This is a genomic window from Streptomyces sp. ADI95-17 (genome assembly GCF_003846175.1).
Taxonomy (GTDB): Bacteria; Actinomycetota; Actinomycetes; order Streptomycetales; family Streptomycetaceae; genus Streptomyces; species Streptomyces sanglieri.
Genome location: NZ_ML123048.1, coordinates 453,552 through 465,324 on the forward strand (window position 1 = coordinate 453,552; position 11,773 = coordinate 465,324).

Sequence of the window (11,773 nt, forward strand, 5' to 3'; positions counted from 1 at the left end):
CGTTGGCGTACGCCTGCCCGAACCCCGTTCCGCGGGCGAGCTGTCGAGCCACGTATCAATCCTTCCGAGCAGGGCGTCGGGCGGGGCAGCCGATAACCTGCCGCGGATGCAGGTCAGCAAGCCGGAAACCGTTCGGCCTGATGCTGACCGTTTGCTGACCTGTAGGCGGCGACCAGGGCTCTGACCTGCGGAAACACCCAAACGCTAGATCTTGGACTTGAACAGAGTGCGCAGCATCTTGGACTCCTGTATGACGGCTCCCTGCCAGCTTTTTTGCAGGTCAAGGGCGGTATTCACCGTACACCGGAACGCGTCGGACCCGGAGATGGTGAGGAACATGGTTTCGCTCCGAGAAGCAGGCTCCCTGCCTGCGCTTCCGCGGGAACCAGGTTGTTGATATGCCGCCCACCGGTGGTCTGCTCAGGCAGCCGTCTCGGAACGTGGAGGGAATGACGCTGACCAATCGCTGACTCACCTGACGACAAATCAGGTGTATGAGGGTCACAGAACGACTCAACGGTCTTCGTCCTGGACGCCCTGGATCAAGCACCTGCAGAAGGCAAACGCGGCCCTGTTCGGCCTCAGAACTCCTCACGAAATGATCTCTGTGGCGTGAGTGCCGGTCCGCGAGTCCCGCATGATGGCAATGATCGTGTTGGGTTTCGGGAGGGCTCGTGGGTGAGGGCAGCGGGGTGGATCTGATCCGCGTGAGTGACGGGGATATCGGGGGCAGTAGCGTCCGGCTGCGAGTGCTGGGTCGACACAGACCAGGGGCTACTCCGTACAACGACTATCTCGACGCCGAGGTCGTTGTCGCAAGTGGCTTCGCCAATGGGCGCCTTGAGATGTGTCTGTCGCCAGAGGATCTGAACGACTGGTCTGCGGCCCTGGATGAGCTCTCAGCCGGCAGGGGCGTCCGCTGGCTGCGCAGCCCCGAGATCCAGATTGAGATTGACCGCCAGTTCTCGGTGCCCGTGCCCGTCGTCACGGTGACGGACGACAACGAGTCGGTTTCTTCGGTCCGAGTCCGGTTGGACGTGGGCCACGGCTGGATCGATGCCCTGCGCAAGCAGTACGAGCAGGTGCGAAGGGCCTGGCCGAACGAGGTGGTGGCCTCGCCGCGGTCAAGGAACTTCTGGCAGTGAACGGGCCAGACGTCGCCAGCAGATGAGTGCGCATCCCAGGGTGAGGAAGGCTTCGTGGATGCGGGTGGTCCACCGCCCGTGAACTCAAGGCGCTCGTCGACGAGATGATCACGCCTGGGTATCAGGGCCGCGCCCTGATCGAGCTGCTGCAGAACGCGGGCTGCCCGGAGACTTACGAGAGGAAGGTCCGCATCTTCGTCTCGGCAGAGGGGCTGCGTATGCAGGAGGTGGTGCTGCGGCTCCGCATGCGGCTGATCATGGTGCACACCCAGATAGACGAGGCCACGGCTCGGGAGGCGATCGAACGGGCCGACGACGCGCGCGTGATGAGCAAGGCCTGGTCTTCATGGCGGGGCACGGCAGAGGTCAGCGTGGCCGTTCCGGCGGGCGACCCCTTGGACGCCGGGCGGCTGTGCGCGTTCTTGCCGATGGCGGACGAGGCGCCCTGTCCGGTGCCCGGGTTCGTCAACGCACCGTTCTTCACCGCCTTCGAGCTCCGCCGGCCGCGCTCGTCGACCTGTTGTGCTGGAGCGCGGCGCGGGTGCACCGGCTGGAGTCCACGATCCGGGTGCTGGGGCAACAGCTCGTCAAGGTCGCGTTCTTGCCCGCGCTTCACCCGGCCGGGGACCACACGTCGCTCGCGTGCGTCTTCGTGTGGCGGAGGCCCGAGAAGGCGCGGTTGTTCACGCCGGAGGCGCTGGCTGCGGCGGGCGTCGAGGATCTCATCGATCCAGGGCTCCGGCCGAGAGCTGCTGCCCGGCGGGGGCACAGGCGTGTTCGTTCCGCAGCCGATGGAGCCGTCAGCCACCAGCACGCCTGCTTCCACTGGTCCATCCGCGGACACGGCCGGCGCCACCGCTGCGCCAGTGCCTGGGCGGCTCGCGGCGCACATCCGCTTCGTGCACGGCGGCATGCCCTGGTTCGGGAAGCGTGCCACGCGTCACACGCAAGGGTTGCGCTGGCTGGAGCAGCAGGAGTTCATACACGCGTGCGCGCCCCAGGCAGTCCTCGGGGCCGCCCCCGTTCCACCCGAGGATCGGTCCGTACAGAGACCGATAGCCGTCGGCCCCACACTCCGGGGACATGAAGACGCAACAGCCCGGCATCGATGCACGCATCGTTGGTATCGGGGCCCACCGGCCGCGACGGATCGTCAGCAACGATGCGTTGACGGCTCGTACGGGCCGCTCGGACGACTCGATCAGGCGTCGCAGCGGCATCATGGAACGCCGCTGCGCGGAGCCTGACGAGACGGTGAGATCCCGTGGCGCGGCAGGATGGCGTCGCGTTTCCTGCCTGCCAAGTAATGGCTCGCACCTTGCCAATGACCTGGCCCGGAACGTGCACCCCGTCATCTGGGAACGCTCAGCGGATCGCTGCAGGTCAGCGCAGGTGATCAGCCGTGGCCTTCCATGCGCCGCGAATGTTGCGTGGAAGTCGATGAAGGGGGCCAGGCGGTGCCAGCGCCCCGCGCGAAGGTCCTGACATGCCATTGGCTGGAGCAATGATCGGCCCGAAGCGTTACTGGACAGCAGGATGGACGTCTTACCCACATCATGTGCCAGGAGTCCCGCGTGTACAGGTTGCTTGAGTGGAGCCACCAGGAGCAACGTCCGAAAGCCGGCCCACGCGGCGGCTTCGTCCACCGGTTCGGCAGCGTCCGCGCTGGCGTCGCTCGCTCTGCGACGGAGTGAGCGATGAGGTGGCCGGGCCGTCCCGGGGCGGAGAGTGGCTCGGCAGCGCCGCCCGGCGGTGGGGGCCCGCAGGTGCCGCCCGCGCCCGTGTGGATGCGGTGGCTGCCCGCCGTCTATGTCGCGGGCATCCTGGTGCTCGAACCCCTTACGCCCGTGCAGTGGCCGGTGAGCTTCCTGCTCATCGCCCTCCCTGTGATCACGGCCTTCGCCCACGGCCCGGCTGCTGTCGCCGCAGTCACCGTGTTCGCGATCGCCTTCGAAGGAGCCCTGGCCGGCACACCGTGCTGCGCGGGCCGCCCGGTGAGCTATGTCTGGGAGCGCCACTACGTGGCCACCTACCTGAGCACCGCTGTGGTCGGCGTCCTCGGAACAATCCTGGCTGCCCACCGTGTGCGCCGGGAACGCACCCTCGCCCATGTGCGCTTCGTGGCCGAGATCGCGCAGCATGTCCTGCTGAGCCCGGTCCCGCACCGCATCGGCCCACTTCTGATCGAAACCCTCTACCTGTCCGCCGCCGCGGAAGCACGCATCGGCGGTGACCTGTACGAGGCCGTCCCCACCACGTACGGACTCCGCATCATCATCGGCGACGTCCGCGGCAAGGGGCTTCCCGCCGTCGAGACGGCCGCCACCCTCCTCGGCGCCTTCCGCGAGGCCGCGCACGACGAACCCGACCTCGCTGCCGTTGCCCGCCGGGCGGAGACGAGCATGAATCGCAGAGCCGCCCACCTGGCCGGTAGCGACGTGGGCGAGCGCTTCGTCACCGCTGTTTTCGCGGAGATCCCCCGCCGTCACGTGGTCCGCATAGTCAACTGCGGCCACCCCCCACCCCTCCTCATCCGCTCCGACGGGGTCACCGAACTGGCGACGGCCGACCCCGCACCGCCCCTCAACCTGGGCATGCACCTCCCAGAGGCCTACCACGTCGACGAGTACCCCTTCGGTCCCGGCGACCAGTTGCTGCTCTACACCGACGGCGTCACCGAAGCACGCGACCGCACCGGGGCCTTCTATCCCCTCCGCCCGCGTGTCCTGTCCTGGGGCCCTCTCCAGCCCCGGGAACTCCTCGACCGCCTCCACCACGATCTCCTCATCTACAGCGACAACCACCTCCATGACGACACCGCGGCCCTCGCCATCTACCACCTGCCCGAATAGAAGTACCTGAAGTTCTTGGAACAGCGCCCGTCCTGCATCAGTTCATGCCGGTTGGTTTTCCAGTGATCTGCCGCGAACCTGACAGCGAGAGCGAGATCTTCAGCTGTCCCCACAGCCTCCCGATCCCGCAGATGACGCACCGTTGAGCAACCGCTGCGCACCGGATTTCATCTGCGCGATGCCGGCGGCGCCGCCGCGTGGGCTCACGTTCCGCAGGCCTGGCACACGCCTCAGGCACTCAGCCACCCGAGTCGGTTCTGTGGGCCGTCGGTGGCGCAGCCGGCCGCACCGGCTTGCGCCTGTCGTCGTGCTCCCACACATCGTTCAACAATCGCCCTGGTCGAGATGTATGGATCTATCTCAGCGGACTGAAGGGAACAGCGCCGATGGGCGGATCAGAACACCCGGATCGCAGAACGCTTCTCGCAGGCGGACTCGTGGTCGCCTCGGTCGCACTCGCGGGGTGCTCCTCGACGAGCGCCACACCGCTGGCGGCCAGTACTTCGCCGAACGCGCGGCCGAGCACGCCCTCCGAGGCATTCGCGAGACTGATGGACGGCAATGAACGCTGGGTGAGCGGAGACCTTCGGCATCCCGACCGGGATCCGGACCGACGCGAGTTCGTGGCCCAGAAGCAGGAGCCTTTCGGGGCGATCCTCTCGTGCATCGACTCCCGGGTGCCCCCGGAACTCCTCTTCGACACCGGACTGGGTGACCTCTACGTGATGCGCACAGGAGGGGAGGCGGTCGGGCCAGTGGTCACGGGGTCGGTGGAGTACGGGCCCATGACGAGCGGCACTCCCCTCGTCGTGGTCCTCGGGCATCAGCGTTGCGGCGCCGTCGCGGCAGCCTACAAATCCATCCGTGACGGCAAGCCGCTCTCCGGCAATCTGGATGCGATCGCCAGGGCTCTGCGGCCGGCCTACGAGCAGGCAGTCCGGGAGGGCGGCCCTGATCCGGTCGAGACCATGGCCCGCGCGCAGGCCGAGTTGACCGCGGCCGACCTGCGCTCCAATCATGACCTGGCCCCGCTCGTGGCCAAGGGCGCCCTTGCCGTGGTCGGCGCCTACTACTCGCTCGACACGGGCAAGGTGGAAGTCCTGGCCGGCGCGCCCACGAAGCCGTAGAACCCGCGGACCGGATCGATGCCGACAGCCGAACGCCGTCTTCGCACCGACCCGGCGCCGCGCTCGAAGCCGTCGCCAAGGCCTTCCTGCGTGCTCACAGCAATCAGGCGTGCAGCCCATGCTCGTGGCCGCTGTCTACCTCGTCGATACGCTCGGCAGGCATGCCGTCCAACTGGCGGACACGATCCAGGAGGCAGGCCAGTACTCGGCACGACGACTCAGGGTCCGGCGGAAGGCGGGCACGAAGAGCAGGGTCCCGGCCCATGAGATCGGCCGGGTGCTCAGTGAGTACACGCGTACGTGCACACCCCTGCCCATGCTCGAAGACTGGTATGTCGACCGACAACTCGGCGGCGGCTGGGATCCGCACGATCGCCTCCTGCACGTCGCCATGGGCACCCTGGCCCGACAGGCCGGCCTCAGCCAGTTCGCCACCCCGTGGCTGACCACTCCGCGACCCGAGCAAGGACGTCCTTGCTCGGGTCGGAGTCGATAGACCCTTCGGACAGGACGCGTCCCGCATCCCCACGGCCGACGGGCAGAACTCGCTGCCATGGACTCTGCCGCTGCACCGACTCGAAGCCGTCGCCATGGTCGGGATTGTCCGCACCGCCGCGATCACCACCACGGCCGCGATCTCCGGTCTCCGACAGCAGCACCCCGTCGGCCTGCGAGACCACCGTGCCGCCGTCGCCCTGGAGGCGGACAGGCGGATACGACCCGACATGCTTGTTCACCTGGAGAGTGCTTCTTCCCTTGCAGTCGGCAGGACCCTCAAAAGGTCCCATCGTTGCAGGTCAGAAGCACTCTCCGTTCATCCGATCAAGACCCGGACAAGCCCGTTCGCAAGGGCGCGAGGTCAGCCGTTCTCCCGGCCCGGCAGGGGCGCACCCTCCAGGAAGGCGTGATAGGTCTCGACGGCTTCCGGATCGATTTCGGGGCTGGAGGGGCCGTAGCGGGTGTCGGTGCGGTCCCGCTTCGGCCCGGAGACCCAGAACTCCTCGTCGGTCTGCACGTCGTAGAAGTTCGCATCGGACATGCCCCCTGCCCGGCGCAGTGTCCTCCCGTGGAAGTACCCGGTGCTCCAGGTCTTCGAGAAGTCCACCCACCCGATCCACGAGGGCCCGCGGTCGGTGTTGTAGCCAGCCTTCAACTGCACGAACATGAGACGTCGAGGCATACGCCCAGGGTCCTGCACAGACCACACCCGTGACCAGCCATTTTTGCAGGCGCCTACGAGACCCCGCCGGCAAGGGCTCGGACAGGTGGGTACGGCCCGATGCGCTCGGTGGTACGCCCTACTTCGGTGCCTGGAAGCCGCCGATCTTCTGCTCAAGCAATTCGGCCAGCCGCAGCGGGGTGCGGTCCTCGAACATCGGGCCGATGAGCTGCACTCCCACCGGCAGACCCTCGGGCGACCGGCCCGCTGGTACGGCAGTGGCGGGTAGCCCGGGCAAAGTCGCCAGACCGGCCCAGACGAGCTGGTCGAAGTACGGATACTCGGCGCCGTCGATGTCGATCCGACGTGTCATCAGGTCGGGGTTGTGGTCGTGCGGGAACGCGGGAGTGGGCGTGATGGGACACACCACGGCGTCGAACTCGGCGAAGAACTGCCGCCAGCCATGGCGGTGGAGCTCGCGCAAGCTGTTCGCCTCGATCCAGTCGCGGTGTCTGAACACCATGCCGCGCAGCCGCGCCGCATCGAGACTCCGGTCGTCCGCGCTCAGTCCGGCGGCGCGGGCCTGCAACTGCTCGTACGCTTCGACGGGAAAACGTGCGACGGAGCCCGAGAACAGGAACTGCGTGTAGAGCACCCCGGCTTCGGTCAGATCGGGCAGCAGCGAACTGTCCCGCTCGACGCGGGCACCGCTGTCGACGAGCGCGTCGGCCACCCGGCCCACGCCCGCCCGCACGGCGGACCCGGTCGGAATGAGCGGATGCTCGTCGAGGACCAGGACCCGGAAGTCGCGCAGCCGTTCGTGGCGCGCGGGCGGCAGCGTCGGGTGGTACGCCACACCGAGCGTCAGTGGGTCCGGTCCGGCCATGACGTCGAGCAGGAGCGTGAGGTCGCGGGCGGTGCGCGCCATCGGACCGACGACGGCGAGGTCGTGCTCGACCGGCAGGGCCGGCCCGGGCGGCGGGACCATGCCGCGGCTCGCCGCCAGCCCGAGTGTCGGCTTGTGCGCGTAAATGCCGCAGAAATGCGCGGGGGTGCGCAACGAACCGGCGAGGTCGGAGCCGATGGACAGCGCGCCGAATCCGGACGCCAGGGCCGCCGCCGAGCCACCGGAGGATCCGCCCGACGTACGACGGTGGTCCCACGGGTTGTTGGTGGTGCCGTATATCTCGTTGAAGGTCTGCACGTCCTGCAGCCCCACGGGCACATTGGTCTTGCCGAGCACCACCGCGCCCGCGGCCTTGAGCCGCGACACCTGCACCGCGTCCTCGGCCGGCACGAAGTTCCGGTGCGGCGGCAATCCCCAGGTCGTGGGCAGCCCCGCAATGTCGTACGACTCCTTGACCGTCACCGGAATGCCCAGCAGGGGCCGGTCCTCACCGCGGGCACGCGCCCGGTCGGCATCGCGCGCGGCGGCCCGTGCACGGTCGAAGTCCGGCACACAGATCGCGTTGATCGCATCGTCGTCCCGTTCAATACGGGCGATCGCCTCGTCGGTCAGTTCCGCCGAGGTCACTTCACCGGCGCGCATGGCAGCCGCGAGTTGGCCGGCCGTCAGAAAGTTCCAGTCCATGAATCCGACCGTACGGGCCTGTGGAAGAAGGCACGAAATGCCGCTTTGCACAACGGGGTGGATGTGTCAATACTCATCTGCCTGGCGGTCCTCGACCCGATGGTCGTAGTGCTGATGGGACTCGTTCGGTCCGCCGGTGTCCGGCCGGCCAGCAATGGGGTGGCGCTGGACGTCATCGCGAACCGGATCGTCAACTGGCCGCAGTTGCAGGGGAATCCGGCGTGGCTGCGGCGTCCCGTCGGACTGCTGCCCACCACACTCTTCTGCCTGTTCGTCATCGCGCCCCTGGTTCCCTTGGTTCCCTTGCTTCGAGCCACGAGAGGGGGACGGTGCATCTCGGCTGCACGACCCGATGACGGTCGTTCGCGGTGAAGGGAGGCCGAGGCCCGGTCTTCTCGGAGAACACCTTGCCGCGCGGGATGCCGTGCTTGGTGAGGGCGCCCGTCTTCAACTGGAGTTCTGCGTGAGGGCCGAGCAGCCCGCGTACCCTGATGCGGATGCCGGCGGTCGAGGTGTCCGGGGCGAGGGCGAGTTCCCGACGGGCGCGTTGCCCTCGTCGAATCCGGCCCGGTGGATCGCCAGTGCCTCAAGGGCGTACTACACGGTGGTGAGCGGCACCACGACGGTGAAGGCCGTCACGCGGCGTCCCTGGCCGGAGCCGAAGGGTCGTCCGGCGGCAGTGGGATCCCTCTGGGACTTCCGGCTGCATCAACGGACATGACCGTGAAACAGCCGAAAGACCATCCACGCAGTTCAGCGCCCCGCAGCCACTCATCGCCGCCGGTCACGCGGCCGCCTGGTCTCTTCCGGGACAACTGACCGCCCGTCATCGCCTCGCGCACGCCTGAGAGTATGGGGAGCCACCGCTGCCCCACCTCCTGGAGTACGACATGCCACGCGTCCTCCTCGTCGAAGACGACCCCTCCGTGCGCGAGGGCGTCGAGATCGGGCTGTGCCAGCGCGGGCACGAGGTCCACGCCGTCATGACCGGCGAGGCGGGCCTTGAGGCGCTGGGTGCCTTTCGCCCCGACATCCTGCTGCTCGACCTGATGCTCCCCGCGATGAGCGGCGTCCAGGTGTGCTCCCGGGTACGCCGGACCAGCCAGTTACCGATCATCATGCTGACCGCACGCGGCGACGACGTCGACATCGTCGTCGGCCTGGAGGCCGGCGCGGACGACTACATCGTCAAGCCCGCCCGAACCGGGGTCATCGAGGCCCGCATACGTGCCGTGCTGCGCCGCGCCGAGAGCCCGATCGACGCAAGGCCCGCCGTCGAGCACCACGGTGAACTCGACATCGACCGCGCCGGTCACACCGTCCACCGGTCGGGCGACCCGGTCGCCCTCGCGCCCTCCGAACTGAAGCTGTTGCTGCACCTGTCCGCGGTACCGGAACAGGTCTTCAGCCGGCAGCGGCTCCTGCAGGAGGTCTGGGACCACAGTTTCCACAGTGACATCCGCCTGGTGGATGCCTGTGTGCGCCGGTTGCGCGCCAAGATCGAGGATCCGTCCCGCGATCCTCGCTACATTCAGACCCTGCGGAGCTACGGCTACCGCTTCGGTCCGCTGTGAAAATGCCCGGCGCGGCCGCCGCGTTCGGGCTGCGCACCCGGCTGGTGGTCGCGTTCCTGCTGGTGGCCGCTGTCAGCGCCGTTACGACCGCCGCGCTGACCTATCGGCAGGCGCGCAACGCGGTTCTCGTGCGTGCGCAGGACACGGCCGTCACCTCCTTCCGCGAGGAGGTCGAGCAGTTCGTCCCCCGCCTGCCCCTGGATCCGGATGCGCTGCGGTGGGACCTGTACGACATCGCGGCGCGCGCCAAACCACATCCGTGGATCGTCTTCGCCGAGTACGGTTCGTTGCGCGTCTCCTCGGGTGACCGGCCCGTCTCCGGCGTTCTCACCCCGCAACTGCGCCGCACCACGCTCACCTCGGCACAGGGCAGCTTCGAACGGGTCGTCAAGGACGGGAACGCGTATCTGACCATCGGAATGCCGGTGATGACCCGGGTCGTCGCCGGTGGCGCCGCGGTGCCGAGCGGCCTGGTTCTCTTCGCCGTGATGCCCATGACGAACGAGGACGTGGACATCGACTCCCTAGTGACCGCTGCCCGCGACGGCGCCCTGCCGGGGCTGGCCGTGGCCCTGGTGCCCGCACTGCTCGCGGCGCGCAGCGTGCTGCGCCCCGTCCGTGAACTGCGGCGTGCCGCACACTCCATGGGCGGCGGGCAACTCGACACACGTATCACCGTACGCGGACGGGACGAGATGGCCGACCTGGCCAGGACGTTCAACGAGTCGGCGGCCCGCCTGGAACGCTCCGTGGAGGAGTTGCGGGAAGCCGGAGCACGGGCCCGGCGCTTCGCCTCGGACGTCTCGCACGAGTTGCGCACCCCGCTCGCCGGGATGCTCGCCGTCACGGACGTGGTGGACGAGGAGGCCGGGGCGCTCGCCCCGAACACCGCTCGGGCGGTGCGCCTGATCAGCACCGAGACCGGCAAACTCGCCGTGCTGGTGGAGGATCTGATGGAGATCTCCCGTTTCGACGCCCGCGCGGCGGAACTCAACACCGATGAGGTGGACGCGGCGGAGGCCGTGCGCAACACCCTGTCCGGCAGGCAGTGGCTCGGCCGGGTCCGCGCCGAACTCCCCGGCGGCCTGCGTATCCGCCTCGACACACGCCGCTTCGACGTCATCGTGGCCAATCTGGTCGGCAACGCCCTGCGCCATGGTGCCGAACCGGTCACCGTGCGGCTGTCGGCACGCGGGGACGCGCTGATCGCCGAGGTGCACGACAGCGGCCCCGGGATCCCGCCGGACGCTCTGCCGCACATCTTCGACCGCTTCTACAAGGCGGACGCCGCGCGTTCCCGTTCGTCGGGCAGCGGCCTCGGGCTCGCGATCACCAAGGAGAACGTGCAACTGCACGGCGGCACGATCCACGCGCGGAACGCGGCCGGCGGCGGCGCCCTGTTCACCGTGGAGCTGCCCTTCGACGGGCCCACGTCCGGGAGCGGCGCGCCGGACGGTCCGTCACGCGCGCACGGTGGCACGGGGCCGGCGGAGAGCCGCGACCGGACGGAGACCATCGCGTGAAGAACTCGCCGTTCCGTGGGCGTCGGACGGTCCGGCTCACCGCGCTGCTGATGCTCGCCGGGGGCCCGCTCGTGGGCTGCGGCATCCAGGAGACCGCCGTGATCGAGGCCGGCAGGCCGGCTGTCGCCGATCTGCTTCCCCCGCGCGAGGAACGGATGCTGTTGTTCTTCCTCTCCCCCGACGACGAACTGCGGCCTGTGCCACGAACCGTCGAAGCACCGTGGCAGAACGGAATCGCGGGCTCCGCCCGGTCGGATGACGCGTCGTCCCGTCCGGACGAGTGGCCCGGACGGGACGGCCTCGGCGGTTCGTCTCCGCCGGGCGCGGGGACGAGCGAGTCCCCCTCGCCACTCGCGGCCGTCACCGCCCTGCTCGCCGGACCGGAAAGGGCCGAACGGCGGGCCGGATTCCACAATGCCGCTTCGCTGTCCCGTGCTGCGTCCGCCGCGAACCGGATCGTCCTGGGTGACCGCACCGTCGAGGTCATGCTGCGTCTGCGGGTGAAAGAGCTGACGGCCGCCGCCCGCGGCCAGATCGTCTGCACGGCCGCGTTCGCGGCGCATGCGCAGGGGGCTGTGTCCGTGACCCTGGTCGGGCAGGACGGGCGTCTCGCCCCGGCCGACTGCCCCGTTCGACCGGTCCGGGTGCCGACACGCTGAGCCGTGGCGGCGGCCGGGCGTCCGGCCCGGCACCGGTCGAGGAGCCGGCCTCCGTGTCGTGCGGAGGAGTCGATGTCGTTTCCGTACCGACCCCGGGTGGTGGCGGCACCGGCAGGAGCGGCCCGCCGGAACATCGGTTCCGG

At 68.8% G+C, this 11,773-nt stretch carries 10 protein-coding genes; 6 read left to right on the top strand and 4 right to left on the bottom strand.

Annotated elements, in window-relative coordinates; all coding sequences use genetic code 11:
- The first annotated feature begins 674 nt into the window (after positions 1–674).
- Positions 675–1,145, top strand: coding sequence for a DUF5959 family protein (locus EES42_RS25135; RefSeq protein ID WP_124720518.1), 471 nt, complete (start codon positions 675–677; stop codon positions 1,143–1,145).
- A gap of 172 nt (positions 1,146–1,317) precedes the next feature.
- Here EES42_RS25135 and EES42_RS25140 read toward each other — a convergent pair whose 3' ends face one another.
- Positions 1,318–1,959 carry a hypothetical protein gene (locus EES42_RS25140; protein WP_124720519.1) on the bottom strand — a complete coding sequence of 214 codons (642 nt, stop codon included), beginning with the start codon at positions 1,957–1,959 and terminating at the stop codon, positions 1,318–1,320.
- Between the two features lie 952 nt (positions 1,960–2,911).
- On the opposite strand from EES42_RS25140, the gene EES42_RS25145 reads away from it, so the two are divergent.
- Both EES42_RS25145 and EES42_RS25150 read left to right on the top strand, forming a co-directional pair.
- Positions 2,912–3,997: a PP2C family protein-serine/threonine phosphatase gene (locus tag EES42_RS25145; protein WP_241196576.1), complete on the top strand. Its 1,086-nt coding sequence runs from the start codon at positions 2,912–2,914 to the stop codon at positions 3,995–3,997.
- A 572-nt stretch (positions 3,998–4,569) separates the two neighbouring features.
- The gene (locus EES42_RS25150) at positions 4,570–5,124 is read left to right on the top strand and encodes a carbonic anhydrase (RefSeq protein ID WP_241196577.1); all 555 of its coding nucleotides are present in this window, start codon (positions 4,570–4,572) and stop codon (positions 5,122–5,124) included.
- 419 nt (positions 5,125–5,543) lie between these two features.
- Here the strand turns inward: EES42_RS25150 and EES42_RS25155 are convergent, their stop codons facing one another.
- The 3 genes from EES42_RS25155 to EES42_RS25165 all read right to left on the bottom strand — a co-directional run bounded on the left by EES42_RS25155 (position 5,544) and on the right by EES42_RS25165 (position 7,874).
- On the bottom strand, positions 5,544–5,861 hold the full coding sequence (locus EES42_RS25155; RefSeq protein WP_124720520.1) for a hypothetical protein: 318 nt from the start codon (positions 5,859–5,861) through the stop codon (positions 5,544–5,546).
- 122 nt (positions 5,862–5,983) lie between these two features.
- Positions 5,984–6,304: a hypothetical protein gene (locus EES42_RS25160; protein ID WP_124720521.1), complete on the bottom strand. Its 321-nt coding sequence runs from the start codon at positions 6,302–6,304 to the stop codon at positions 5,984–5,986.
- Between the two features lie 118 nt (positions 6,305–6,422).
- Positions 6,423–7,874: an amidase gene (locus EES42_RS25165; protein WP_124720522.1), complete on the bottom strand. Its 1,452-nt coding sequence runs from the start codon at positions 7,872–7,874 to the stop codon at positions 6,423–6,425.
- Positions 7,875–8,764: 890 nt separating this feature from the next.
- Here EES42_RS25165 and EES42_RS25170 point away from each other — a divergent pair.
- The 3 genes from EES42_RS25170 to EES42_RS25180 are packed head-to-tail and all read left to right on the top strand — an operon-like array spanning position 8,765 to position 11,630.
- Entirely contained in the window at positions 8,765–9,448 is a 684-nt protein-coding gene (locus EES42_RS25170) for a response regulator transcription factor (protein WP_124720523.1), read from the top strand.
- A gap of 2 nt (positions 9,449–9,450) precedes the next feature.
- The gene (locus tag EES42_RS25175; protein WP_124720524.1) at positions 9,451–10,971 is read left to right on the top strand and encodes a sensor histidine kinase; all 1,521 of its coding nucleotides are present in this window, start codon (positions 9,451–9,453) and stop codon (positions 10,969–10,971) included.
- Complete coding sequence (locus tag EES42_RS25180) at positions 10,968–11,630, top strand: hypothetical protein (protein ID WP_124720525.1); 663 nt, start codon at positions 10,968–10,970, stop codon at positions 11,628–11,630. Before EES42_RS25175 ends, EES42_RS25180 begins: the two co-directional genes overlap by 4 nt.
- The last annotated feature ends 143 nt before the right edge of the window (positions 11,631–11,773 follow it).